21 protein-coding genes and 1 pseudogene are annotated in these 24,723 nt (G+C 67.1%); 7 read left to right on the top strand and 15 right to left on the bottom strand.

Annotation, left to right across the window (positions count from 1 at the left end; all coding sequences use genetic code 11):
• Window positions 1-417: 417 nt before the first annotated feature.
• Both ASE83_RS13125 and ASE83_RS13120 read right to left on the bottom strand, forming a co-directional pair.
• Window positions 418-1,545 carry a metallophosphoesterase gene (locus tag ASE83_RS13125; RefSeq protein ID WP_055790778.1) on the bottom strand — a complete coding sequence of 376 codons (1,128 nt, stop codon included), beginning with the start codon at window positions 1,543-1,545 and terminating at the stop codon, window positions 418-420.
• Between the two features lie 220 nt (window positions 1,546-1,765).
• Window positions 1,766-2,500, bottom strand: a complete 735-nt coding sequence (locus ASE83_RS13120; RefSeq protein ID WP_055790775.1) for an SDR family oxidoreductase — start codon at window positions 2,498-2,500, stop codon at window positions 1,766-1,768.
• A gap of 131 nt (window positions 2,501-2,631) precedes the next feature.
• On the opposite strand from ASE83_RS13120, the gene ASE83_RS13115 reads away from it, so the two are divergent.
• Entirely contained in the window at window positions 2,632-2,943 is a 312-nt protein-coding gene (locus ASE83_RS13115; protein WP_055791228.1) for an ArsR/SmtB family transcription factor, read from the top strand.
• Between the two features lie 46 nt (window positions 2,944-2,989).
• On the opposite strand, the gene rtcR is transcribed toward ASE83_RS13115, so the two are convergent.
• Window positions 2,990-4,582 (bottom strand): RNA repair transcriptional activator RtcR, encoded by a 1,593-nt coding sequence (gene rtcR, locus ASE83_RS13110; protein ID WP_055791225.1) that lies wholly within the window; start codon window positions 4,580-4,582, stop codon window positions 2,990-2,992.
• 256 nt (window positions 4,583-4,838) lie between these two features.
• Here rtcR and ASE83_RS13105 point away from each other — a divergent pair, with 256 nt between their 5' ends.
• On the top strand, window positions 4,839-6,065 hold the full coding sequence (locus ASE83_RS13105; protein WP_055790773.1) for an RtcB family protein: 1,227 nt from the start codon (window positions 4,839-4,841) through the stop codon (window positions 6,063-6,065).
• Between the two features lie 27 nt (window positions 6,066-6,092).
• Window positions 6,093-7,106, top strand: coding sequence for an RNA 3'-terminal phosphate cyclase (gene rtcA, locus ASE83_RS13100; RefSeq protein ID WP_055791224.1), 1,014 nt, complete (start codon window positions 6,093-6,095; stop codon window positions 7,104-7,106).
• 424 nt (window positions 7,107-7,530) lie between these two features.
• Here rtcA and ASE83_RS13095 read toward each other — a convergent pair whose 3' ends face one another.
• Complete coding sequence (locus ASE83_RS13095; RefSeq protein ID WP_443024318.1) at window positions 7,531-7,944, bottom strand: DUF427 domain-containing protein; 414 nt, start codon at window positions 7,942-7,944, stop codon at window positions 7,531-7,533.
• Window positions 7,945-8,052: 108 nt separating this feature from the next.
• Here ASE83_RS13095 and ASE83_RS13090 point away from each other — a divergent pair, with 108 nt between their 5' ends.
• From ASE83_RS13090 to ASE83_RS13080, 3 genes are all read left to right on the top strand, one after another.
• Window positions 8,053-8,373 carry a hypothetical protein gene (locus ASE83_RS13090; protein WP_055790770.1) on the top strand — a complete coding sequence of 107 codons (321 nt, stop codon included), beginning with the start codon at window positions 8,053-8,055 and terminating at the stop codon, window positions 8,371-8,373.
• 70 nt (window positions 8,374-8,443) lie between these two features.
• Window positions 8,444-8,716 carry a hypothetical protein gene (locus ASE83_RS13085; RefSeq protein ID WP_235513246.1) on the top strand — a complete coding sequence of 91 codons (273 nt, stop codon included), beginning with the start codon at window positions 8,444-8,446 and terminating at the stop codon, window positions 8,714-8,716.
• 26 nt (window positions 8,717-8,742) lie between these two features.
• Window positions 8,743-9,360 (top strand): glutathione S-transferase family protein, encoded by a 618-nt coding sequence (locus ASE83_RS13080; RefSeq protein ID WP_082443338.1) that lies wholly within the window; start codon window positions 8,743-8,745, stop codon window positions 9,358-9,360.
• Between the two features lie 33 nt (window positions 9,361-9,393).
• On the opposite strand, the gene ASE83_RS13075 is transcribed toward ASE83_RS13080, so the two are convergent.
• From ASE83_RS13075 to ASE83_RS13045, 8 genes and pseudogenes are all read right to left on the bottom strand, one after another.
• Window positions 9,394-10,644: an arsenic transporter gene (locus ASE83_RS13075; protein WP_055791213.1), complete on the bottom strand. Its 1,251-nt coding sequence runs from the start codon at window positions 10,642-10,644 to the stop codon at window positions 9,394-9,396.
• A 121-nt stretch (window positions 10,645-10,765) separates the two neighbouring features.
• Window positions 10,766-11,038, bottom strand: a complete 273-nt coding sequence (locus ASE83_RS18965; RefSeq protein ID WP_235513245.1) for an MFS transporter — start codon at window positions 11,036-11,038, stop codon at window positions 10,766-10,768.
• Window positions 11,039-11,135: 97 nt separating this feature from the next.
• Window positions 11,136-12,014 (bottom strand): annotated as a pseudogene (locus tag ASE83_RS13070) (MFS transporter); the annotation flags it as partial.
• A gap of 349 nt (window positions 12,015-12,363) precedes the next feature.
• A complete protein-coding gene (locus ASE83_RS13065) occupies window positions 12,364-15,393 on the bottom strand; it encodes a TonB-dependent receptor domain-containing protein (RefSeq protein WP_235513244.1) in 3,030 nt (1,009 codons plus the stop codon).
• A 459-nt stretch (window positions 15,394-15,852) separates the two neighbouring features.
• Complete coding sequence (lldD, locus tag ASE83_RS13060; protein WP_055790768.1) at window positions 15,853-16,986, bottom strand: FMN-dependent L-lactate dehydrogenase LldD; 1,134 nt, start codon at window positions 16,984-16,986, stop codon at window positions 15,853-15,855.
• A gap of 175 nt (window positions 16,987-17,161) precedes the next feature.
• On the bottom strand, window positions 17,162-17,962 hold the full coding sequence (locus ASE83_RS13055) for a phosphate/phosphite/phosphonate ABC transporter substrate-binding protein (protein WP_235513243.1): 801 nt from the start codon (window positions 17,960-17,962) through the stop codon (window positions 17,162-17,164).
• A complete protein-coding gene (locus ASE83_RS13050; RefSeq protein ID WP_055790765.1) occupies window positions 17,959-18,855 on the bottom strand; it encodes a fatty acid desaturase in 897 nt (298 codons plus the stop codon). Before ASE83_RS13050 ends, ASE83_RS13055 begins: the two co-directional genes overlap by 4 nt.
• 91 nt (window positions 18,856-18,946) lie before the next feature.
• The gene (locus ASE83_RS13045; RefSeq protein WP_055790762.1) at window positions 18,947-20,146 is read right to left on the bottom strand and encodes an FAD-dependent oxidoreductase; all 1,200 of its coding nucleotides are present in this window, start codon (window positions 20,144-20,146) and stop codon (window positions 18,947-18,949) included.
• Window positions 20,147-20,572: 426 nt separating this feature from the next.
• On the opposite strand from ASE83_RS13045, the gene ASE83_RS13040 reads away from it, so the two are divergent.
• Entirely contained in the window at window positions 20,573-21,283 is a 711-nt protein-coding gene (locus ASE83_RS13040; protein WP_082443336.1) for a DUF1826 domain-containing protein, read from the top strand.
• A 269-nt stretch (window positions 21,284-21,552) separates the two neighbouring features.
• Here ASE83_RS13040 and ASE83_RS13035 read toward each other — a convergent pair whose 3' ends face one another.
• The 3 genes from ASE83_RS13035 to ASE83_RS13025 are packed head-to-tail and all read right to left on the bottom strand — an operon-like array spanning window position 21,553 to window position 24,721.
• Complete coding sequence (locus ASE83_RS13035; protein ID WP_055790756.1) at window positions 21,553-22,281, bottom strand: GntR family transcriptional regulator; 729 nt, start codon at window positions 22,279-22,281, stop codon at window positions 21,553-21,555.
• Window positions 22,281-23,162, bottom strand: coding sequence for an N-acetylmuramic acid 6-phosphate etherase (locus tag ASE83_RS13030; protein WP_055790752.1), 882 nt, complete (start codon window positions 23,160-23,162; stop codon window positions 22,281-22,283). Before ASE83_RS13030 ends, ASE83_RS13035 begins: the two co-directional genes overlap by 1 nt.
• Window positions 23,159-24,721 (bottom strand): sodium:solute symporter, encoded by a 1,563-nt coding sequence (locus ASE83_RS13025; protein WP_055790751.1) that lies wholly within the window; start codon window positions 24,719-24,721, stop codon window positions 23,159-23,161. Before ASE83_RS13025 ends, ASE83_RS13030 begins: the two co-directional genes overlap by 4 nt.
• Window positions 24,722-24,723 lie beyond the last annotated feature (2 nt).

The raw sequence follows: 24,723 nt of genomic DNA, 5'->3' as shown, positions 1-24,723 counted from the left end.
GCCGCACCGATTGGCGCGCTGTGGACCCCGGAACAAGTCCGGGGTGACGATAAACTGGTAAAGGTCGATCGGTCCTGATCCGGGCGTCCCATCAAACCGACGGCGCGGTCATGGCGGCGGATCAGATCGGAACGCCGGACCCGCCTTGACTGCGGAAGCCGTAGGTCCGGTATCGGCTGATGACATTGTGACCATCGACGCCGCCCGGTTCAGCGGTGGTAGCGCAGGGTAGCGAAGACCTGCCGCGGTGCCGTCGTCTGCGGCGTAGTGTACGCGCCGTTCGGGTCGGACGTCGCGAAGCCAGCTCACATCCTTCCTTTGACGCGGTTCGCGTCTGGGCCGATAATCTTACGCCTCGGAGACAATCCGCTTCATTGCCGCCTGACCGAAGCGTGAAGCCGTATGGCGATCGTCGCGCTATGCCATCGGTCGCAACGTGAACCGCGTGATCTCGGACGGCACGCCCAGCCGCAGTGCGAAGCCCGGCCACAGTCCGGTGCCGTTGCTGACATAGAGCGTCATGCCGCCGACGTCGTACCGTCCCGACACGAACCCGGCATTGCCGCGCGCAACGAGCCGGTCCAGCCCGACGATCATGCCGCCATGGGTGTGTCCGGACAATTGAAGCGCGACCCCGCGCGCGGCAGCGTCGCGTGCCATGCGCGGCTGATGGTCGAGCAGAATGACCGGCGCGTCGGCGCGCGCACCGCGCAGGGCAAGCGGGAGGTCGGGGCCGGCCTCGCCAACGCTCGGAGCCGAAAGGTCGGTGACCCCGGCGACGACCAGGCGGTCACCGCCGCGCTCGATCACCTCATGCGCATTCGGCAGCATCCGGAAACCCATGCCCGACAAATGCCGCATCCATGCGCCGTAATCGAAGAAATATTCGTGATTGCCCGGAATGGCATAGACTCCGTCCGGCGCGCGCAACCGCTGCAAGGGCGCCACGTCGTCGCGCCGCATGGCGACCGACCCGTCGATGAAGTCGCCGGTCACCACGATCAGGTCGGCACCGGATGCGTTGGCGCGCTCGACGACCGCCTGCGCCCATCTGGCGGTGAAGAGCCGGCTGATATGCAGATCGGTAAGCTGAACGATCCGGTAGCCGTCGAACGATGGCGGAAGGTTTCGGATCGCCACCGTCACGTCCTTGATCGACGGAACGCGCAGCGCGTTGGCGACCCCGATCCCGGCCAGCACCGCCGCCAGCCCGGCAATGGCATAGCGCAGCGCGGCCGGTTCCCGAATCACCTCCCGGCGAACGAGCATCGTCAGCAGCGCCCCCAGGTCGATGACCAGTTGGAACACGGCCAGCAGGACCAATGCGCCGAAGGCCCAGTTGAACAGGATCACGACCATGCGCGGGAATTCGGGCGCGAACACCGAACCCGACGACAGCCGGCTCCACAAGTGGAACTGCGACGCCGCCAGCATCAGCACCCCGGCGGGTATCTTGGCCCAGATCGGCAGCGGCAAGGGCCACAGCCAGCGTGCGAGGACGAACAGCGCCGGTACGGCAAACACGACATTGAAGATGGGACGCACTCCGGCTGTTATATGCGATGCCACCCGTAAACGAGGCATATGCCGCTGGTGTCCGGCCTATGCCACGCATGAGGATGCCTGGACATCGTTTCGGTCCGCGCCGCCTTGGTTTCACGACAGCTATGCGGCAGGCGGGTGCGCATGGCCGTCAGGCGTTCGCGATAAATTCGCGCGAGCAGGATCGGCTCATTCCACCAACGGAAGGGGCCGACCCGGCGTCTTACGCGGTTATGCCGCCGTCGATGTTGAGCGTGGTGCCGGTGATGTAGCTGGCATCGGGTCCGGCAAGGAACGCCACCGCGCCGGCGATTTCCTCGACCTTGCCATAACGGCCAAGGGGGATGGCGCCCAGCATCTGCCCTGCGAATTCGCTATCGGCGGGATTCATGTCGGTGTCGATCGGCCCCGGCTGCACGGTGTTGACCAGGATGTTGCGCGGGGCGAGATCCTTGGCCCAACCGCGCGCCAGTGCTGCCACCGCTGCCTTGGTCGCGCTGTAGACCGTGGTCGCGGGGAAGGCCATCTCGCCCGAGATGCTGCCGATCAGGATGATGCGGCCACCGTCGCGAAGATGCGGCAAGGCCGCGCGGGTGCCGACGTGCAGGCCCTTCACGTTGACGCCGAACTGGCGGTCATAGATTTCGTCGGTATCCTCGGCGACGGCGGAAAACTCGGCCACACCGGCATTGTGGACCAGAATGTCGATCCCGCCCAGGGCAGCGGCGGCCTGCTCGACGCCCGCCCGCTGCGAGGCCGGGTCGGCGGCATCGGCCTGGAAGGCGAAGGCGGTGCCGCCCGCGCTCTCGATCGCCGCCACCGTGGCGTCGGCTGCGGCCTTGTTGCCGGCATAGGTGATCGCCACCGCCGCGCCGTCGGCCGCCAGCCGCTTGGCGATCGCCGAACCGATACCGCGCGATCCGCCGGTGACGAGCGCTGTCTTGTGTGCAAGGGACATGTGCATTCTCCAAAAATCTGGCCCGCGATCACGGCGTCGTGCGCTGTCGGCAGGCGTGAAGATGGGGGAATGCTTCGACAGTTCAATATTCCCGAACTATTAAATTTGTGGCGATCGCCTATATCCGTCACATGCCCCGCTTCACCCATCCCCGGCTGGAGGACGTTCCGCTCGATCTGGCGCTGCACGCGCTGGCCGATCCCAATCGGCTGGCCATGGTGGCGCGGCTGGCCGCGACCGAGCGGCTGAGCTGCACCGACGCGGCGCCGTGCGATTCCATCCCCAAGAGCACGTTGTCCAACCATTTGAAGCTGCTGCGCGCGGCCGGGCTGATCGAGACGACGCAGGCCGGGCGTGAGATGATAAACACGCTGCGGCGGGACGATTTCGACCGGCGCTTTCCGGGGCTGCTCGACGTGGTACTTGCCAACCGGTCGGCCTGATACCGGCCGATCGCGTCGACCCGCGCCGTCCCTCACGCCGCCGGGGTCAGTGGTCGCCGATCACGTCCGCCCAGTTCAGGTCGAACCGCGCCAGATATTTGCGCAGGCGATCCGCGTCGTTGGTCGACGTGCGTTGGCGGCGGGAGGCGGCGAACAGGGCGCGGCCGGCGTCGGACAGCGAACGGCTGGTCCGACACGTCGCGACGACATGCGCGAGTTGCACCCGGTCGAAGGGGTCCAGTCCGTCCAGCTGATCGGGCCACATCAGCCTCGCGAGCGGATCGGGCGGGCCTGAGCCGCCGGTCCACAGCCGCTTGAGCCGGGCGATTTCGCCCGTGACGCATTCGACGTTGATCCGGCCGGAGGGGCTGAACGTCGCCATCCGCGTGACGCTGGCGGCCAGATCGCGAAAATTGCCGGGCCAGCGGGCCTCGGCGCTGGTCGCGAAGCCGAGATAGCGGTCGCGCGCTTCCTTGTTGAACGTGATGCGGTCACCCTCGCGCTCCGCATGGCGATCGAGTTCATAGTCCAGATTGGGCGCAATATCCTCGCGACGCTCGGCGAGGCCCGGCAGCGTGAAGGTCCAGAGATTGAGCCGCGCATACAGGTCGTCGCGGAACGTGCCCGCCGCGACGCAGGCGGCAAGGTCGCGATTGGTGCCGGCGATAAGCTGGAAATCGCTTTCGACTTCGCGGTCGGCGCCGACCGGCAGGAAGCGCCTGTCCTCGATCGCGCGCAGGATCATCGCCTGTTCGTCGAGGCCCAGCTCGCCGATCTCGTCGAGGAACAGCACGCCGGTATCGGCAGTGCGCAACAGTCCGGCGCGGTCGGCGGCGGCGCCGGTGAACGCCCCCTTGCGGTGACCGAACAGCGCCGACATCGCGCCGTCGCCTTTCAGCGTCGCGCAATTCACCTCGACCAGCGGCCCCTTCACCTGCCGCTTGATCCGCTTCAATTCGTAAATCCGCCGGGCAAGCTGGCTCTTGCCGGCGCCGGTCGGTCCCATCAGCAGCAACGGCGCGCGGCTGCGGACCGCCACCTGCTCGATCTCGTCGATCATCGCGTTAAAGGCAGCGTTGCGCGTGTCGATTCCCGATTTCAGGAAACTGGTGCTCTCCGCGCTGTCTGCGGCAAAGCGGGTGGCGATGCTGTCATAGCGCGACAGGTCGAGGTCGATGATGTTCCACGTGCCTGCGGCACCGCCCGGCCCCCGTACCGGCTGCGTCTGGAGCAGTCGGCCGGGCAGATAATGCGCCTCGGTCAGCAGGAAGAGGCAGATCTGCGCGACGTGGGTGCCGGTCGTGATGTGGACCAGATAGTCTTCCGCATCCGGATCGAACGGGTAGGCGCGCGCGAAGTCGAGCAGCTTGCCGTAGACTTCCTCGAAATCCCATGCGTCGGCAAAGTCCATCGCCTGCATTTCGACCTGCGTTTCGGGCGATACCGACGCGATGTCGGTTTCGACGAACGCGGCAAGGCGCGCGTGCTGCGTGCCGTGGATCAGGACGAGCCGGTCGATCCGCAAATCCTCGTGCATCGTCAGGCCAACCGTCGGCCGCCAGCGGTTCCAGCGCTGGGTATCGAACTTGCCGGCATCGAGGGTCGAGCCGAGAAAACCGATGGCGACGACAGGCTTCATGACGATACGATAGGATAAGATACGATCCATGTCGATCGTCTATAACGGATCGGGTCCTTCGGGACGTCTGACCGAAACTCTGATAAAATCCTTGTTTAAGAGCGGGATGATCGGTTCTCGCACCCGATGGATCGCATCTGGCACGCTCCTCGCAGAGCAGTCTTCGTCGGATCGCATGATATCGAACGGTCCGACACGCGGCAGAGGCGGCCGGAATAGGCCGGCCGCCTCAAAGGTAAGTCCGAGGAGTTAGACGATGACCGCCACTGCTTACGAATATACCGACGTCCCCGGCGGCGTGCCGATCAAGGCCTGGACGCGGGGCGTGCCGGTCGAGGATGGCGCGCGGGCGCAGCTGGCACGCGCGGCGCAGATGCCGTTCATCTTCAAGCACGTCGCGGTCATGCCCGACGTCCATATCGGTATCGGCGCGACCGTGGGGTCGGTGATCCCGACCAAGGGCGCGGTGATTCCGGCGGCGGTCGGGGTCGACATCGGCTGCGGGATGATGGCGGCGCGCACCTCGCTGATGGCGAGCGACCTGCCCGACACGCTGGACGGTGTCCGTTCGGCGATCGAACAGGCGGTGCCGCACGGCCGCAGCGTCGGCCGTAGCAAGCGGGACACTGGCAGCTGGGGTTCGCCCCCGCCCGCGATCGTCGCGGCGTGGTCCACGCTGGTCCAGCGGTTCGACCGGCTGTGCGACAAGCATCCGCGTCTCAGGAACACGAACAACCTGGTGCATCTGGGGACGCTGGGCACCGGCAACCACTTTATCGAGCTGTGCCTCGACGAAGTCGGCGCGGTCTGGGTGATGCTGCATTCGGGGTCGCGGGGCGTCGGTAATGCCATCGGCACCTTCTTCATCGAACTCGCCAAGCAGGACATGCGCAAATGGCATCTGAACCTGCCCGACGAGGATCTGGCGTACTTTCCGGAAGGTACCGATCACTTCGACGATTATGTCGAGGCGGTCGGCTGGGCGCAGGATTATGCTGCGCTCAACCGGCGGATGATGATGACCAACGTTATTGCCGCGCTGCGCCGGGTCATTACCAAGCCGTTCGAGGCGGAACTGGAGGCGGTGAACTGCCACCACAATTACGTCACGCGCGAGAACCACTTCGGTGAAAATGTTCTGGTGACCCGCAAGGGCGCGGTGCGCGCGGCGAAGGGCGTGATGGGGATCATCCCCGGATCGATGGGCGCCAAATCGTTCATCGTCCGGGGCTTGGGCAACCCGGAATCGTTCGACAGCTGCTCGCACGGCGCGGGCCGGGTGATGAGCCGGACCGCCGCCAAGAAGCTGGTGACGCTCGACGAACATATCGCCGATACGGCGGGCGTCGAATGCCGCAAGGACGAAGGCGTGATCGACGAGACGCCCAGGGCCTATAAGCCGATCGAAGCCGTGATGGCCGCGCAGGCCGATCTGGTGGAGATCGTCCATACCTTGAAGCAGGTGGTGTGCGTCAAAGGCTGATGCACACCACCGATCAGAGTGGAAATCATGATCGAGATCGATGGAGCGGAGGGCGAAGGCGGCGGACAGGTGGTGCGCAATGCGTGCGCGCTGTCGCTCGTCACCGGGGAGCCGGTCCGCATTACGAACGTCCGTGCCAGGCGGTCGAAGCCGGGGCTGATGCGCCAGCACGTCACCGCGGTCGAGGCGGCCTGCGCCATCGGTGGCGCGACCTGCGAGGGGCTGGTCGTCGGGTCGTCCGACCTGACCTTCCGCCCCGGTCGGGTGACGGCGGGCGATTATCGCTTCTCGGTCGGTACGGCTGGCTCGACCGGCCTCGTCCTTCAGACGGTGCTGATGCCGCTGCTGCTCGCCGATGGTCCGTCGCGGCTGGTGCTGGAAGGCGGCACCCACAACACGCTGGCCCCGCCGTTCGAGTTCCTCGATCGCTGCTTCTTGTCCGTCGTCCGGCGGATGGGCGGACAGGTCGACGCGCGGCTGGTCCGGCACGGCTTCTACCCGCGCGGCGGCGGGCGGATCGAGGTGGACATCACCCCGGGTCCGCTCCGGCCGATCGAATGCCTGACGCGGGGGGCGGCGCTGGGCGTGTCGGCCTGCGCCCTGTTCGCCGGGTTGCCGATGTCGATCGCCGAGCGGGAGATCGCCGTGGTCCGCAAGGCGTTCGACTGGTCGGAGCGCGAATGTTTCCTGCGCGAACTGCCGGTCGATCAGGGACCGGGCAACATCCTGCTGCTGGAAGCACGGTTCGAGCATGTCACCGAGATCGTCAGCGGCTTCGCGCAACTGGGCACGACGGCGGAGCGGGTCGCGAAGACGGCGGTCGGCCGGATGCGCGGCTATCTGGGATGCGACGCCTTTGCCGGGCCGTATCTGGCGGACCAGTTGCTGTTGCCGATGGCCCTGGCGGGCGGCGGCACGTTCATCACCGTCAAACCGAGCGACCATGCCCGCACGGCGGCGACGGTGATCGAGCGCTTCACCGGGCGGCGTACCCGGTTCGAGCAGCAGGCAGGCGGCGCCCATCTCGTGACGATCGCCTAACGGATAGCGAGCGTGGCGACCCAAGGCCGATCGACTTTCAGTTCGAACGTGATGACATCCGGTAGAACCGTTCGTGCTGAGTAGGGACTGAGCTTGTCGAAGGCCCGTATCGAAGCACTTCCACCACGGTCCTTCGATACGCCGCTTCGACAAGCTCAGCGGCACCTCAGGACGAACGGTTCTAACTTATGTCATCAAGCTCTAAGCCCGGTGTCGTTCGTAATCGACGCCCCCAGCTTATCGTCACCCCGGACTTGTTCCGGGGTCCACCGCGCCGCAATCGCGGTCGATAGAGGCTCCCCCCGCAACGGTTGCCGCGCCGTGGACCCCGGAACAAGTCCGGGGTGACGAAATGAAAACGTGAATATCGATATGGCTGAAGAGTATCGTCTTCTCAGGCCAAAGGATGGCTTCGTCGTCGGGGTCAGCCGACCGCCACACCCTTCCAGAAGGCGATGCGCCCGCGAATGGCCTCCGCCTCGGGTTTGGGATCGGGGTAATACCAGGCGGCGTCAGGGTTGTCGGCGCCCGCGACGTGCAGGCTGTAATAGTGCGCCGTTCCCTTCCAGGGGCAGATTGTCGTCGTATCGCTCGGTCGCAAGAGCGCGGCATCTATGCTGTGCTCGGGGAAATAATGGTTGTCCTCGACGACGACCGTATCGTCGCTATGGGCAATGCGTACGCCGTTCCATCGTGCTTCTACCATCCTGGGTCTCCCGATACCGAAGAAGGTCGGCATTCGCTCGACGCCCTGCAAGGGCACGATCGGCGAGATTTCGGTGCCGGGCACCGTGCCAGACAGGCGCTTCAACGGCTCAAGGTCGGTCGATCCGACCATCGTACGCGACAGCAGCCCCTTTTCTCCCGTTCAGAACATTCCCCACAACGACAAAAGCCGGCACGCGGATTTGTACCTGTACGGATTTGCTGTGCTACAGCCCCGGCCATGTCGAAATCCCACACGAACGCCGGCACGGTTACCGTCGATGGCGTCGCCTATGATTGGCACCTGTGCAGCGAACCCCATCAATCGGATGACGAAGGGTGGAAGGGCATGACGATCGCGCTGCTCCAGCAGGACGCCAAGCGCGAGGCACTGGTCGAATTTCCACCACCCAAGCGGCTGTTGAAGGGATTGCCGCGCGGTCGGCTCCAGCTTGACGACGCGACGATCACGCGGTGCGTGCGCTCGGCGCTGTCGGCCGGCTGGGAGCCGCTGTCGCGGGGCCGGCCGGTGGCGATCATGGTCGACGCCGAGGGCAATTGAGCAGCGCGGCGGCTACGGGCCGGGGATTCGCCTTGTCACGAACGGTGGCGCGGGCCAACTTCGGCGCGAGATGAAGACATCCCCGATCTCCGACGACTATGCCCGCGGGCGACGCGATGGCTTGCGCCTCGCGCTGTCGATCCTCGAGGCGGAGGAGGCGAAATGGGAAGCGCGGCTCGGCGAAAGCCCGTCGTGGCGGACCAACGCGATGCGGGTCATCCGCCACAAGGCGTATCAGGTCGCGCGCAAACGCGTGCAGACGGCGCTCCATCGCCTGCTGCCGAAGTCGGAAGCCGAATTGCCCAGCGACATCGCGCAAAGGATCGACCAGGCCGGCCTGTAGGCCGATGCGCCGCAGGAGGAACTCACGTGAAGGTGTACGGGGTGCCGCAATGGGGATCGGCCATCGTCGAGGCGATGCTGGCACTGGTCGGCCAGCCCTATGCGTTCGTCGACGTCGAAGGCTTCGATCGTCCGGGTGAGGCCCGAGACAGGCTCGCGGCGGTAAATCCGTTGCGGCAGGTTCCCACGCTGGTGCTGGACGATGGCGAGGTGCTGACCGAAACCGCCGCGATCGCGCTGTGGCTGGCGGATCGGCACGCGGCACTGGCACCTCCGGCGGGAACCACCGACCATCGCCGCTTCCTGCGCCTGCTGATCTGGATCGTGGCGAACGTCTATCCGACCTTCACCTATGGCGATTATCCGGAGCGCTGGGCGCCCTCCGCACCGGACGAACTGGTCGATGCCACCAATGCCCATCGCCAGCGCCTCTACCGGTGGCTCGAGGAGCAGGTCGTCGGACCCTATGTGCTGGGCGAGCAGCCGTCCGCGCTGGACTGCTATGCGGCGGTGATGATCGACTGGCGGCCGGGCCGCGCATGGTTCGCCGAAAACACGCCGCGACTATGTGCTGCCGCCGGGCTGATGCGGCGCGATCCGCGGCTGGTGGCGGTGATGGCGCACAACCGGCTGACTGTCGATTGATGGCTGTCTCGCCCGCCCAATGGCGATTGCACGCTATCCCAGCGCGATTCGGGTCCCCAGCGCCGCGACCAGCGCCAGCGGCATGGCGATGGCGCCGATCTTCAGAAAGCGCCAGAACCCGACATCCTCGCCCTCCCGCCGGATCGCCTGCAACCACAGGATCGTCGCCAGACTGCCGGTGATCGACAGATTGGGACCCAGGTCGACCCCGATCAGCAGCGCATCGACCACCAGTTGCGGCGGCTGCGCCTGCGCGACGGCGGTACTGGCGACCAGCCCGGCGGGCAGGTTGTTCATCAGGTTCGACGCGAACGCCAGGATCGTTCCCGACGCCGCCGCCGCCGGCACCGGATCGGCCGATGCCGTGCGGAGAGCTGCGGCGACCTGTCCGATCACCCCGGTCAGGTCCAGCGCCTCGACCAGCACGAACAGCCCGGCGACCAGCGGCAGGACGCTCCACGACACGCCCTGCAGCAGCGTGACGGGCGACGATCGCGCAATGGCGCAGACGACCAGCGTCGTAGCGATGCCGGCGATCGCGGTCGGCAGCCCCAGTTCGATGTCGCGCGCCGACACGACCAGCAGCACCGCCGCCGTGGCGACGATGCCGGCGAACGCCGCCTTGCCGCCGGTCGTCAGCGGCGTGCGTTCGACGGTGCTGACGCACGTCCCCGCCAACCGATCACGCTCCAGCCAGCGCAGCACGACGAACGTCACCACGATCGCCGCCAGCGAGGGGAGGGCGAACGACGCGAACCATTGGCCGAGCGGCGGCATCTTGCCCCCGTACAGTACCAAGTTGGCGGGATTGGAGATCGGCAGGACGAAGCTGGCGGCATTGGCGATCAGCGCGCAGGCGAACAGCAGGGGCAAGGGATCGGCCTTCGCCTTTCGCGCGGCGGCGTAGACCGCTGGCGTCACCACGACGGCGGTCGCGTCGTTCGACAGGAAGGTGGTGGTCACGATACCGGTGACATAGACCAGCGCGAACAGGCGCGGGGGCGATCCGCGCGCATGGATCGCGGCCGTTGCCGCCACCCAGTCGAACAGCCCTTCGGCGCGGGCGACCTCGCTCAGCAACATCATGCCGATCAGGAACAGGTAGACATCGCCGCCCTTCGCCACCGCGCCCAGCGCCGCCGACACCGGGATGAGGCCCAGCAGCAGCAGCAGCGCGGCTCCCGCCAGCGCCCAGATCGCCTCCGGCCAGCGGAACGGCCGCGCGATCACCGCCGCCGTCGCGGCTGCGCAGATGCCCCAGGTCGCTCCGGTCGCAAGGATCACCACTGTCGTCCATTTTTGTCGGAACGGAGCTGGGTAGCCCAAATGCCGTGGACGGACCATGCGTCGATGGGATGGACGTGATGATCGGCGGCGACCGCGTTCCGTCGCATACCCGGCCGGGTCATTTGTGCGTTTCCGGCATGGCGAACAGGTACAGAACGAACCCGATGGCCGCGATGCCCGCCAGCGTCAGGAAGCCGGCGCTATATCCCGCCCACACGATGATCGATCCGGCGAGCGTCGCCGACAGCGCTGCGCCCAGGCCGAAGACGCTCGACACCACGCCCTGGCTGACATTGAACCGGCCGGACCCCTTGGTCAGATCGGCGACGATCACCGGGAACAGCGCGCCGAAAATGCCGGCGCCGATCCCGTCGAGCGCCTGTACACCCACCAGCCACCATGGATCGTTCGACACGGTGTAGCGCGCCCCGGATCGCGAGAAATCCGAACGCGACGAGGAACATCGGCTTGGTCCCCCAGCGTTCGGTGTTGCGCCCGACCACGATCGCGACCGGCACCATCACCAATTGCGCGGCGACGATGCAGGCGGCGGTCAGCGATGTCGCCTTGTCGGTCCCGACGGTACGGCCCAGCAATTGGCTGACCGAGGTCAGCATCGCCGCATTGGCGAGGTGGAAGGTGAAGGCGGCCAGCGCGAAGATCAGCAGCGGGCGGTTTTCGACCAGCGTCCGCCATCCGCTCGCCTCCTCGCAATCCGCATCGGGTTCGCAGTCGAGGCCGCGGGCGACGGCATTGTCGATGTCGTCGTTGTTCAGTCGCGCGGCGACGACGACGCTGGCGACGGTCAGCGCGGCCATCAGCCAGAAGACGACGACCGGCCCGAACGACCAGGCGAGAACGCCGGCCAGCGCGGCCGAAACGGCATTGCCGGCATGGTTGAACGCTTCGTTCCGCCCGACGCGCTTGGCGAAGAGCTTGGGGCCGACCAGCCCCAGCGTGATCCCGGAGATCGCGGGCGCGAACACCGCACCCGCCGCCGCCGCGATCGACTGGGTGATCGTCACCATCGTGAAGCCCGACACGATCGGCAGCGACAGGCTGCTGGCCGTCACCAGCAGCGCGGCGACGATGACGATGCGCTGCTTGTTCCTGGCACGGTCGATCAGCCCGCCTGCCGGCGTCTGCGACAACAGGCCGACGATTCCGGCGATGGTTAGGACCAGCCCGACCGTCGCTTCGTTCCAGCCGTGCGACGGACCGCGCACGACCAGCAGATAGATCGCCAGATACGGCCCCAACCCGTCGCGCACATCGGCAAGGAAGAAGTTGAGGGCGTCGAGCGTACCGTTCGGCGTCCTGCCGGGTGCCGCCCGCGCCTTGCCCGATGGGACAGTCCCCGTTGCCATACCGTCCATCCGATCTGTCCGAGCATCGGCGCAAGCAACACCTCCGGGGAAGCGCCACCCAAGCCGACCGGACCGCGCGGTTGGAAGATGTTCGGACCGGCCTTCGCAGGAAAGCCGGGGGTCGTCCTATCTAGAAACGTCGCGGTCCGGTTTCCGTGCGGCTAATCGAGCAACGGGCAGCATCGGTTCCGATACAATACAGCAATAATGTTAATTACTTGTCGGAAATGTTGGACGATCGTCTTCCGATCTTCCGGACTCTGGTGCGGTTTGTCTTGTCTAGTATGGGAAAACCGCCCCGGAACAATGCGGCGCATCGTCCCGAGGCGGTTCTTTTTTGTCGTTCGGATCAGAAGCGGAAGTTCGCACCCGCGCTGAAGCTACGGCCGACCAGTCCGGCATAATGCCAGCTGCTCAGATAGTTCGGATTGCTGGTATAGGCGCCCGAGGCCAGCGGAGCGCGGGCGTTGGTCACGTTCTGCACGTTCACGAAGAAGCGGAACTGGTCGTTCACCTCCACCGCGGCGTTCAGGTCGGCATAGATGAACGGCCGGATATAGCATTGCGCGGTCAGCGCCTTGCTGCACGACAGGTCGATCACCCCGTTGACCGGCGTGATATTGTCCGCGGCGACCTGCTTGATCCGACCGACATAATAGGTCGTCGCGGTCAGCGCGAAGTTGCCGACTTCGACCGAGTTCTGCCAGTTGCCACGCGTGCGCGGCGTGCCGCCACCCGACGACAGCTGGTACGGCCCCAGCGTACCGGCATATTTCTGCACAACGCCGTCCGGGGTCACCAGGTCGAGGTTGATGACCTGCGTGATGTCGAGCCGGCTGATGATGCGCAGCTGGTCCGACACGGGCACGTTCAGGTTCGCCTGCATGTCGACGCCCGAGCTGACCTGATAGTTCGCGTTGACATAGGGCACGTCGAACACGAGCAGACGGGGCAGGGCGCCCGGGTTGTCGGGATCGGGCGCATCGATGACGTTGCAGCGATAGCCTTCGCCGACCGCTGCGAGCGCGGCACAGCCGGCGGTCGAATTGGTTTGCGCATAATAAGCGGCAATTGCGTCGGCGCGGCGCGGACCGGTGACGATCAGGTTCGACTTCTTTATGTTGTAATAGTCGACGGTCAGGTTGAACCAGCGCACCGGCTTGAAGATGGCACCGGCCGAGAAGCTGCGCGAGACTTCGGGCAGGATGTCGGCATTACCGGTCGCGCCGCTGCCGATATTGTAGGTGTTGGTATAGGCGGCATTGCCGGGATGCGCCGCGACGAAGCTGGCCGGCGGCGTGAACGACGAGAAGCCCGAATAGCTGCTGGCCGGGTTGTTTTCGGCAAAGGTCGGCGCGCGGAACCCCTTCGAATAGGTCGCCCGCAGCGAGAGCTGGTCGATCGGCATGAACTTCATGCCGACCTTCGGCGAGAAGCGGCTATAGCCCTGCGAATAGCTGTCGTAGCGGCCCGACACGTTCAGGTCGAATTCGCGCGCGAACGGGGCGTCGATTTCGAAGAAGCCGGCGGTCACCGTCTGCGCGCCCCGCGCCGACGACGTGTTCAGCCCGTAATAGCTGAGGTCGCGGTTCTGGTTGCGGTTCATCAGCGTCTCGCGGCGGAGCTGGAACCCGGCACCGACATTGAGGTCGCCGCCGGGCAGCAGCAGCAGCTTCTTGAGCAGCGAACCGCCGATCGTGGCGACCGTCGAATAGGACGGCGTGGTGCGATCCGGCGAGATCTGCGCGCGCACCGCCGCTGTGTTCGCCTGCGGATTGACGAAGTTGTACGCGCCGGTGTTGATCGCGTTCAGCAGCCCCTGGATGTTCAGGAAACCGCGCTGGGTGACGCTGAAATTGTCACGGGCATAGACGCCGTTCAGACGGAATTTGAAGCCGGCGCCCAGATCGCCCGAAATGCCCGCCGTGGTGCGGAACACGTCGACATAGCGGTGGCTGTTGGCCGGGATGTCGCCGAACGAATAGTAGATGCGCGCCGCGCCTTGCCCCGGATTGTTGGCGAAGGCGGCGGCATAGGGGTTGTTGGGGTTCAGCTGCCGGTCGGCCGCCGTCGCACAGTTGGTACCGGCCGCGCAGACATAGACCGGCAGCACGATCCCCGGGCTGCTGGAGGCGAGCGCCGCCGAACCGCCGAAGGGCTGGGTCTGGCGGATGCCGGTCGGCGCGCCCTTGATGTCGACTTCGGAATGCGAATAGCTGCCGCTGGCGAACGCTTCCAGATTGTCGCTCAGCCGGATGCTCAGGCGACCGGTGGTCGAATAGCGCTGCTGCTGCGGCTGGATGATCGAATATTCGCCGGGGATGTTGTGGGCGCAGGCGGTTCCGCGCGCCGCCGTCGTGTTCACCGTATAGGTGCCGAACGGGCACGAACCGGGATCGAGCAGCTGATACTGGTTGGTGAGCGGCGCGCCGATCTTGCCCGACAGCGGGTTGTTCAGGTCGCTCTGGCTGACGCGGACGACGACCGCCTGCGGGTTCTGCGCGGTCAGCGATTCGTCGTTCAGGTTGCGGTCGCTCAGGCCGCTCGGCCGCAGGTCCAGCGTGTTGAACGGATAGCCGCGCGAGTTGTTCGTGATGAACGCGTCGTAGGTATATTCGCCGTTCAGGTAGAAATTGAAGCCCTGCTCGCGATAGTCGCCATAGCCGGCGGTCAGCGTCGCGCGATAGCGCGAGCCATCGGCCTTTTCGGTGGTGCCGCCCTGCACCGATCCTTCGATGCCCTGGAAATTCTTCTTGCTGATGAGGTTCACGACGCCGCCGATCGCGTCGGCGCCATAGGTGGACGACGCGCCGTCCTTCAGCACTTCGACACGCTCGACGACGCTGAACGGGATCGAGTTCAGGTCGACATAGGCGTTGTGGCCATCGTCGTTGAGCGGGAAGTTCGCCGAGCGCAGCCCGTCGATCAGCACCACTGTCGACGAAACGCCCAGGCCGCGCAGCGAAACCGCCGCGCCGCCGGCCGAAAAGCCGTTGCGGAAGCCGGTCGAGATCGAACCGGCGCTATCGGCGGAAACCGACCGGATCGCGTCCTGCACCGTGGTGATGTTCGCGCGCTGCAACGTTTCGGACGTCAGCACGGTCACCGGTGAGATCGAGCTGGCGTTCGAATCGCGGAACAGCGTACCGGTGACGACGATGGTCGCCGGCTGGCCGGCATCGGCGGTTGCCGCGGGCTTTTCCACCTGCGGTACGGCCGCCGCTTCCGGCGCGAACGGGGTTGCCTCCTGTTCGGCAGTGGCGACGACCGGTGCCGCCACCGCCTCCTGCGCGTACGCCGGGAATGCGGTCGCCGCCAGCAAGGCTGCCGTTGAAATGCCCAGACGCAGCGTACCCGCTGCCGAATTCGTCAGAATCACCCAGAGTTCCCCAAAATTACGCGGCGATCGGTATCGCCAGTCCCCCATGCGTCGCCCGTGGACGATGCGTGGCAGGCGTTATTGCCGCGGGGGTTACCGGGCTATTAAGGACGCGAAAAATTGTGGCGGCGATTGTCGAGGGTGCCGGATTTCGGAAGCTTTGGGGCTAGAGCCTGATGACCTCCACAAAACCGTTCGTCCTGAGTAGCCGCTGAGCTTGTCGAAGCGGCGTATCGAAGGACCGGGGCAGGTGCTTCGATACGGTCCTTCGACAAGCTCAGTCCCTACTCAGCACGAACGGTTCTACTCGATATCATCGCGGGCGAAGCGGTGACTTGCGGGCATTGCGTCGCCCGGGCGTGCCGCGTCAGAGCGGACACTGCGGCCGGTTCTCCTTACGTGCCATCGGATCGTCCGCTGCCCGAAACCCGGCGCGCTATATTTACGGCCCGGCCGGCCTCAGCGCGCGAGGATCGTCGAATCGATCGCCGCGATCGTCCGCACCCCGGTCAGCGCCATCGCCACCCGCATCTCCCGCTCGAACAGGTCGAGCAGATTGGCGACCCCCGCCTCGCCCGCTGCGGCCAGCGCATAGATGAACGCCCGCCCGAGCATCGCGGCATCGGCGCCCAGCGCCAGCATCCGCACCACGTCCAGCCCCGACCGCACGCCCGAATCGGCGAGGATCGTGACCTGTCCCTTCACCGCGTCGGCAATGGCCGGCAGCGCGCGGGCCGACGACAGCACGCCGTCGAGCTGCCGCCCGCCATGGTTGGACACGACGATGCCCTGCGCACCGAACCGCACCGCCTCCCGCGCGTCCTCGACGTCGAGGATGCCCTTGATGACGATCGCTCCCTTCCAGACATCGCGCATCCATTGCAGGTCGTGCCAGCCGATCGACGGATCGAAATTGGCGCCGAGCCACCCGATATAGTCTGCCAGCCCGGTGGCCGCGCCGCGATAGGCCGAGATATTGCCCAGGTCGTGCGGCCGCCCATGGATGCCGACATCCCATGCCCAGCGCGGATGGGTGACCGCCTGCACCATGCGCCGCCACGCGGCATGGGGGCCGGACATGCCCGAATGGGCGTCGCGGTACCGCGCGCCCGGCACCGGCATGTCGACCGTGAAGACCAGCGTCTCCACCCCCGCCGCCTGTGCGCGCTCCAGCGCGTCGCGCATGAACCCGCGATCCTTCAGCACATAGAGCTGGAACCAGATCGGGGCCGGCGACTGGCGCTGCACCTCGTCGATCGCGCATACCGATACGGTCGACAGGGTGAACGGGACCTGCTTGCTCGCGGCCGCGCGCGCCGCCTGCACCTCGCCCCGGCGGGCATACATGCCGGTCAGCCCGACCGGCGCCAGCACCACCGGCATCCCGACCGACCGGCCGAACAACGTCGTGCCGGTATCAATGTCGGCGACGTCGCGCAGCACCCGCTGGCGCAGCGCCACGTCGGACAGGTCGGACATGTTGCGGCCAAGCGTATGTTCGGCATAGGCCCCGCCGTCGATATAGTGGAACAGGAAGGGCGGCAGGCGGCGCCGCGCGGCTTCGCGATAGTCGGTGGTGGCGGAGATGATCATCGGATCGTTCCCAAATCTACAGCGAAGGGTCGGCGTTGCGCGCGGCGATGCTGCGCCCGGTCCGGTCGGCATAGATCGGGAGCGGAAGGCTTTTCAACGGCCGACCGAACATCCGTCCGCGCGCCTCCGGCATCCTTCGCCCGGCAATGCGCGCTTTCGTCGATGCGATGCAGGTCTAGGCGCAGGGCCAGAGGGTCGTGGCCGCCTCGCGCCGGATATCGCGCACCTCATGGTAGCGATCGGAATCGCCTGGCAGGATGTCGGCCAGGAACAGGGCTTCGCGCGCGGCGGAAAGCGCCGGATCGCGCAGCGCGGCGGCAAGGGCCGAACCAAGCGCCTCGCACACCGCCGGCGGCGTCGCGCGGGCGGTGACGAGGGGCAGGGCGGGGGTGGATCGGGTCGTGCCGATGCTGCGCAGTCCGGCGACGGCACCCGGTTCGAACCGTTCGATCGCCGCGAAGGTCACCGCGTCGATCGCGGCCACGTCGGCGCGACCCGCCGCCACGGCCCGCACGCTGTCGCGGTGCGATCCGGTGACGATGATCCCGTCGAAAAATGCCTGCCCCTTCGCCAGCGGCGCCACGCTCGCCCGCAACAGATTGGCCCCGGTGTTCGACAGCGGCGCATTGATCGCGGCGACCGATCCGCGCAGGTCGGCAAGCGATCCGGCCCCATGCTCCGCCCGCACCACGATCCGGCTGCAATGCCGGCCCGGCGCGCAATCCGTCACGGCATAGCTCGGCACCGCGATCACCCGCAGGTCGAGGTCGGGATCGGCGACCAGCGGAAAGCCGCACGCCTGCGCCAGCAGCAGCGCGGGATCGCGCCAGATCGCCTCGACCGGCCGGTCGCGGTCGAGCCGGGCCGGTGCGTCGATACCCTGCGCGTGCAGGTCGTGCGCCACGGCGGCCCACAGTGCATCGTTCGCCGCCCGTTGCGCGGGATGGTCATACATGCCGAGCGAGGCGACGCTCATCGCTCACGCCCCGGATGGAGCAGGCGATCGTGCGGCCGAAAGGCGAAGCGACGCACGATCTCGCCATAGCTGCGATGCGCGCGCCCGGCCTGGGCCAGCAGCCGCGCCCGATGCCGGCGGTGATGGGCGGGCAACCGATACCAGGCAAGGTCGGGCCGGTCGTGATGCGCGGTGTGCAGATGGTTGTTGAGGTACAGCAGCCCCAGCAATCCGCCCCGCTCCACCGTCGCCGCCCGCGCCGGACCGGGCAGGTCGGCGCGGTGTTCGGCAAAGGAACGCAGCAGGGTGAGCGACGTGCCCGGCCAGACGACGAGGAGAATGTAGCGCAACGTGCCGAAGCCCGACGCCTCCAGACAGGCGACGATCCCGGCGACGGCGATCAGGTGCGGCACCCAGTCGCGCATCACATGACCGGGCTGCGTGCCGAACCGCCGCGCTTCGTCGCGCGCGAGGGCGAGGACGCCCAGCGGAGGCCCAAGGAGCAGTCGCCCGGCCAGCGTCGCCTGCAACCGCGCCGCCACGCGACCCCGGCCATCGCGGCCGACATAGCGCGACTCCGGATCATGGTCCGGCTCGGTGATGTGCGGGCTGCGGTGATGGGCGATATGGCTGTCGCGATAGACGCCATAGGGTATCCACAGCGACAGCGGGACCGCACCGATCAGCGTGTTGACGATCCGGCTGCGGGTCGGGTGGCCATGGATCGTCTCATGCTGCAACGACCCGTGCCACGCGATCAGCACGGCACCGGCGAGCATGACGACCGGCAGCGGCAACAGGCGATGGACCAGCAGCAGCGCGACCCAGCCGCCATAGATCACGATGGCGAGCAGGACGGTCGGCCATTCGATCGCGGCCTGGGACGTCGGGCGGTCACGGGAAACCTCTTCCATCCGCATATCCTACCATAAAAGTAGGATATGCGCGACGATCTTTACGCCACCGGCGTAAAGCTGCGCTTCACCACGCCTCCGCCGCCGCCCGTCAGCCGAACAGCGGTCGCATCGGATCGCCGATCAGCCCGCTGACCATCGCCGCCTGGATGCGGGTCGCGGGCCACAGTTTCGACAGGGGGCCGACGATCCGGTCGCGGACGAACGGCAGGATGTGGCTGTCGGATTGATAGACCGGCGTGAACAGCGCGGTCAGCGCCTGATACAGATGGACATGCCGCCGCCGCATCGCGATCGCGTCGGACAGCGCGGTGGCGACATCCGGTGCCTGTCGCAATGCCTGGGCCAGCGCATGGGCGTCGAGCAGCGCCATGTTCGCGCCTTGGCCCAGCTGCGGGCTGGCCGAATGCCACGCATCGCCGATATGGATCATGCCCGTCTCCGCCGGGGTGCGCAGCGTGCGATGGGCATAGCGGGCAAAGGTCAGCTGGTCGGCCGAGTGGATCTGGTCGAGCAGCGCGCGCGTCGCGGGCCACAGCGCGGCGACCTCCGCCTTCCACGCGTCCAGCCCGGCCGCGCGCCATGCCTCCAGCCGGTCGGCGCGCAGCGACCAGAACAACGCCGCCTGCCGGCGCGCTTCCTCCGGAAACCGCCCGACCGGCAGCACGCCGACCATAACGTTCGCCCGGCGATAGCGTTGTTCCAGCGCGGCGGGATCGAAGCCCGCATTCTCCGGCCAGTCGAGCGTTCCCCACAGCGCGCCATAGGCAAGCGTCCGTCCGCACGGCGGCGCCAGCGGGGTGCGCGTGCCCAGCGCGTCGACGATCAGGTCGAACGGCCCGATCTGGCGTCCGCCCTCCTGCACCAGCGCGCGGCGGTCGCCGGCACCGGCTTCGCTCCCCGCCACGGCACAGCCGGTCTCGATCGCGATGCCTTCGGCGGCGACCGCCTGGTGCAGCAGCGTGAACAGCGCCGCGCGATGCACCCCGACACCGAACGCCGCCCGCTTGCCCAGCGCCGCATAGCGCACGTCGAGCACCACGCGACCGCTGCTGCCCGCCTCGCCATGCAGCCGGTCGACCCGCGCGCCATGGTCGAGCAGCGCGCCGTCCAGCCCCAGTTCGCGCAGCACGGCAAAGCCGGTTGGCTGGATCATCAGTCCCGATCCGACCGGACGCGGCGCGTCGAACCGCTCGAACAGCGTCACATGGTGGCCGTCGCGATGGAGCAGCAATGCGGAGGCAAGACCGGCCGGGCCGCACCCGGCGATGGCGATGTTCAGGCGCTGCATCGGACCCGTCTAGGACCGATCGGCACGCAATCCCAGCGGAAGAAACCGTTACTCCCGGCTTGGAAAAGGCCCTCCGTGCAAGTCTTGTATTCCTGCCGTACCCTGACGGAGGTCAAGGTTCCGCCAGGAAGGTTGTTCCGCACTTACGGGGGCGCCCCGGCCGCCTCCGTATCGCCACTCCCGCGCAGGCGGGAGTCCATATGCGCCAACCTTGCGGACAGCAGCGAACCGTTAGCGTCGATGGATTCCCGCCTGCGCGGGAATGACGAAGGTTCCTCGGCGGCGCTGAATGCCGGTCCGACCCGGTGATTTTTCGCCGCGAAAAGTAGGACCCCGAGCCAAGTCCGCGCTGTAAGCGACAGGGCATCTGCACCGTCCGCCCCGACATGGGTCGCGCTGTCGAGCGGACCAACGTGCTACTTCGCGATGGACGCGCGGAAACCGATCGCTTACAGAAATAATATGTTATTACATAACACATCACAAGTTCTGGCCAACCCTTCGCCACTGCTGTCCGATCCAACTTCGGGAACACCATCGCACGTTCGCATCGGCGAGACGAACGACGACCTGCGCGCAATCCGGTCGGCGGACGTCAATCTGGCGATATGGCGGCGTTCGCCCCCGGTAACGCTGAACGAAGCCATGCTGGATGCGGTCGACGACCTTGCCATCGTGCGGCCGATCGACCTGCTCGCCACGATGCTGCCGGCCGATCTCCGGACGGCGGGCTATCCGGACGCGACCGCCGCGTTGCTCGGCGCCGATGTCGCCACGCTGGCCGACGCCTTCGCGCGCATCGTCGGGGCGACGCGCGTGTCGATCCGGCTGGACGTGGTGGAAACCGATGCGTGCCGCCGGTTCCACGCCGACTATGTCACCGCCCGGCTGATCTGCACCTATGTCGGGCCGGGAACGCAATGGCTCGACACGATCGATGCGGCGGCGCTGGGTGAGGGGGCGGACGTCGACACGCTGACGATCCGGTCGCTCGCCACCGGCGATGTCGGGCTGTTCAAGGGCTGGCTGTGGTCGCCGGACGCCCCGATCGTCCATCGCTCGCCACCGATCCTCACCACCGGGGAACGCCGCCTGCTGCTGGTGATCGACCCGGCACCCGCTGCCGACCCGTCCTAGGTCAGATCGACCTTCACATCCAATTTCGTCACCCCGCACTTGTTCCGGGGTCCACCGAGCCGCAATCGCGGTCGCTAGAGGCGCCTGCCGCACCGATCGCCGCACCGTGGACCCCGGACAAGTCCGGGGTGACGAAGGGATCGTGCGTCGCTCAACGATTACCTTGAGATCGGCCGAACGTCGATCGGTCCTAGCAACGTCGCCCCGGTGAAGGTTGGGGCCTCCCGCAGTTCATGCTGCGCCTTGCAGACGGCATCGATCGGAAACCGCTAAACCTCGTTCAGCTCGGTGACGAACTCATAGCGGTCGCCGCGATAGACCGACCGGGTGAACTCCACGATCCGCCCGTCGGACAGGCGGGTGCGGCGTTCGATGCGCAGCACTTCGGACAATTGCTCGATCGACAGGATGCCGGCCTCGGTCGCGGTGGCGAGCGAGGCGCGCACCCGCTGCGTTCCCCCGACCGGGCGGAAGCCATGGGCCTCCAGCGCTTCGTACAGCGAATCCTGCAACCGGGCGAGGTCGGGCATGAATTCGGCCGGCACCACCGCATGTTCGATCGCCAGCGGATCGCCGCCCGACAGGCGGACGCGCCCCAGCCGGGCGACGCGGGTATCGGGCGCGACCTCCAGCGCGGCGGCCTCCTCCTCGGTCGGCAGCGCGTAGCTCTTGTAGATCCATACGACCCCCGGCGCCTCGCCGCGCGACCGGGCATCGTCGCTGAAGCTGGTCAGCCGTGCGCCGCGCGCCTCGATCCGGGGAGCGACGAAGGTGCCCGACCCCTGTTTGCGCACGACGATGCCCTCGTCGATCAGCTGCTGGATGCCCTTGCGCACCGTCACGCGCGACAGCCCGGCCATCTCGCTCAGGTCGCGTTCGGAGGGCAGGGCGCCGCCCGGCACGATCCCGCCGTCGCTGATATGATCGCGCAGGCTGCGGGCGAGCTGGAGGTAGAGCGGCGTATCCGCGTCGCCGCGCGGCCAGGCGATCTCGCGCATCAGCCCGCCGCCGCGATGGCGGCATCCAGCCGCCCGTGATGGGTATCGAGCAGCGCCGCCGCGTCCTCCGGCGTTGATCCGCGTGCGATCAGCACCGCGCGGCGAATGTCGTTGCCGCCGCGCTCCAGCGCATCGGCGGCGATGTGCGGTTCGACCCCGGTCAGGTCCTGCACCATCGCCCGCGCGCGGCGCAGCAGCTTGGCGTTCGACACCCGCATCGCCACCATCCGCCCGTCATGGACCAGCCCCAGCCGGATCATGATCGTGGTCGACAGCAGGTTCAGCGCGGCCTTTTGCGCGGTGCCGGCCTTCATCCGGGTCGACCCGGCGATGATCTCGCTCCCCGTCGCGGCGACGACGACATGCTCGGCGGCCTGCGTCAGCGGGGTTTCGGGGTTGTTGGCGATGCCGATGGTCAGCGCGCCCGCTGCCCGTGCCGCTTCGATCGCGGCGACGGTGAAGGGCGTGCGCCCGCTCGCCGCCACGCCGATCATCACGTCGCCCGCACCGATCCCGGCGGCGGCGACCTCGGCGCGGGCGGCGTCGGCGTCATCCTCCGCCCCTTCGCGCGCCTGGGTCAGGGCACCGGCACCGCCCGCCATCAGGAACAGCATCCGCTCGCCCGGCCAGCCGAAGGTCGGGTGCAGTTCGGTCCCGTCCTGCACCGCCAGCCGCCCCGACGTGCCCGCCCCGACGAACACCAGCCGCCCGGCCGTCTCCAGCCGCACGGCGGCGGCGTCCGCGGCGGCGGCGATGGCGGCGGTCTGCGTCTGGAGCGCGGCGATCGCCGCCATCTGCCCCTCCAGCATCGCCTCGACCGCGCACTGCGTCGGCCAGTGTTCGACGCCCCGATAGCGGGGGTCCAGCGTTTCGGTATTCATGTGGAGAGTCCATCCGATGGGCCACGCCCCGTCGGCGCAGCGCAGACGAGGAACGCGACGAGTGTGCCGATGCACAGCTGAAAGGGAAAGGCGAGACCGGTAAGCGCCCCGGGCAGCGACACCGCCCGCGCGATGCCGGGTTGCAGCAGCACGATCACCGCGAACCCGACCAGCAACGCGGCGACCACCGACCCGCTGGTCCCCCGCTTGGTGAACAACGCGGTGAAATACACCCCCAGCAGCCCGGCATAGGTGAACACCATCACCTGCAACGCGAACTCCAGCAGCCCCATGGCGCTATGCCGCTGCCAATAATAGGACGCGACCGCCATCACCAGCATGGCCAGCCCGATCACTCCCATGCCCGCGCGTCCGGCGGTGACGTAATGCCGCTCCGCCACCGCACCCCGCCGCTCGCGCCACGGGCGATAGAAGTCCTGCACCAGCACCGACGACATGGCGTTCAGCGCCGAATTGGTCGTGGCGACCGCCGCCGCGCAGATGCCGATCGTCACCAGCCCGCGCAAACCGCCGGGCAACTGGGTCAGGATATAGTGCATGAAGATGCTGATCTTCTCGCCCCCGAACGCCTGACCCGCGGTCGCGGCACTGCCACCCATCAGGTCGGGGCGGTTATAGAAGACATGCAGTAACAATCCGATGACGATGAACAGCCCGACCGTCGGGATCGTCGCGAACACCGACAGATACAGCCCCTTGGCACCGGTCTTCGCATCCTTGCACGCCAGCAGCCGCTGCGTCGTGTCCTGATCCATGCCGGCATTGGCGATGTAGAGCAGGGTGATGCCGGTCACGATCGCCAGCAGCGAAAAGGGCCGCGACAGGTCGATCGACAGATCGAACAGCCGCAGCTTGTCGACCCCGCCCGGTGCATTGCGCAGCGCATCGACGATCGCCTCGTTCGACGCCGGAATCGACAGCCGCAGGAACACCAGCACCGCGATCGCCGACCCCAGATACACGACGAACTGGATCAGGTCGTTCCACAGGACCGACTTCAGCCCGCCGACAAAGGTGAACAACACGCTCGCCACCACCAGCAGCGCGGCGGCGATGAGGATGCCCGTCGCATCGACCGACCCGGTGATAACCATCGCCAGCGCGATCGCCGCCAGATACACCCGCGCGCCGCCGGCAAACACCCGCCCGACCAGGAACATGCCCCCGGCCCAGCGCGTCGCACGAATGCCGAAGCGCATCGTCAACAGCTCGTACGCCGTCGTCGCGCGGATCGCGTAGAAGCGCGGGATCATCACATGCGCGACGAACATCGCGCCCAGCAACCCGCCGATATTGCCGGTCAGATAGGTGAGGTCCGCGCCATAGCCATAGTCCGGCCCGCCGAGGAACGTCGCCGCCGATTGCGTCGCCGACAGCACCGACACCGCCGCCAGCCACGCCGGCACATTGCCCCCGGCAAGGAAATAATCATGCGCCGATGCGGTGTTGCGGGGGGTGAAGATCCACCCCCCGGCGACCAGCAGCAACAGATAGGCGGCGATGACCAGCCAGTCCGCCAGCGAAAAGGGCAGGTGCATCG

The organism is Sphingomonas sp. Leaf32 (genome assembly GCF_001421765.1).
In the GTDB taxonomy this organism is placed as follows: Bacteria; Pseudomonadota; Alphaproteobacteria; order Sphingomonadales; family Sphingomonadaceae; genus Sphingomonas.
This window is presented reverse-complemented; position numbering and strand designations above follow the sequence as displayed.

Excerpts from the sequence above, each read along its gene's own strand:
- ASE83_RS13120 (WP_055790775.1), bottom strand. The coding sequence starts at position 2,500 with ATGTCCCTTGCACACAAGACAGCGCTCGTCACCGGCGGATCGCGCGGT.
- ASE83_RS13115 (WP_055791228.1), top strand. The coding sequence starts at position 2,632 with ATGCCCCGCTTCACCCATCCCCGGCTGGAGGACGTTCCGCTCGATCTG.
- rtcR (WP_055791225.1), bottom strand. The coding sequence starts at position 4,582 with ATGAAGCCTGTCGTCGCCATCGGTTTTCTCGGCTCGACCCTCGATGCC.
- ASE83_RS13105 (WP_055790773.1), top strand. The coding sequence starts at position 4,839 with ATGACCGCCACTGCTTACGAATATACCGACGTCCCCGGCGGCGTGCCG.
- rtcA (WP_055791224.1), top strand. The coding sequence starts at position 6,093 with ATGATCGAGATCGATGGAGCGGAGGGCGAAGGCGGCGGACAGGTGGTG.
- ASE83_RS13095 (WP_443024318.1), bottom strand. The coding sequence starts at position 7,944 with ATGGTCGGATCGACCGACCTTGAGCCGTTGAAGCGCCTGTCTGGCACG.
- ASE83_RS13090 (WP_055790770.1), top strand. The coding sequence starts at position 8,053 with ATGTCGAAATCCCACACGAACGCCGGCACGGTTACCGTCGATGGCGTC.
- ASE83_RS13085 (WP_235513246.1), top strand. The coding sequence starts at position 8,444 with ATGAAGACATCCCCGATCTCCGACGACTATGCCCGCGGGCGACGCGAT.
- lldD (WP_055790768.1), bottom strand. The coding sequence starts at position 16,986 with ATGATCATCTCCGCCACCACCGACTATCGCGAAGCCGCGCGGCGCCGC.
- ASE83_RS13055 (WP_235513243.1), bottom strand. The coding sequence starts at position 17,962 with ATGAGCGTCGCCTCGCTCGGCATGTATGACCATCCCGCGCAACGGGCG.
- ASE83_RS13050 (WP_055790765.1), bottom strand. The coding sequence starts at position 18,855 with ATGGAAGAGGTTTCCCGTGACCGCCCGACGTCCCAGGCCGCGATCGAA.
- ASE83_RS13045 (WP_055790762.1), bottom strand. The coding sequence starts at position 20,146 with ATGCAGCGCCTGAACATCGCCATCGCCGGGTGCGGCCCGGCCGGTCTT.
- ASE83_RS13040 (WP_082443336.1), top strand. The coding sequence starts at position 20,573 with ATGGACGCGCGGAAACCGATCGCTTACAGAAATAATATGTTATTACAT.
- ASE83_RS13035 (WP_055790756.1), bottom strand. The coding sequence starts at position 22,281 with ATGCGCGAGATCGCCTGGCCGCGCGGCGACGCGGATACGCCGCTCTAC.
- ASE83_RS13030 (WP_055790752.1), bottom strand. The coding sequence starts at position 23,162 with ATGAATACCGAAACGCTGGACCCCCGCTATCGGGGCGTCGAACACTGG.
- ASE83_RS13025 (WP_055790751.1), bottom strand. The coding sequence starts at position 24,721 with ATGCACCTGCCCTTTTCGCTGGCGGACTGGCTGGTCATCGCCGCCTAT.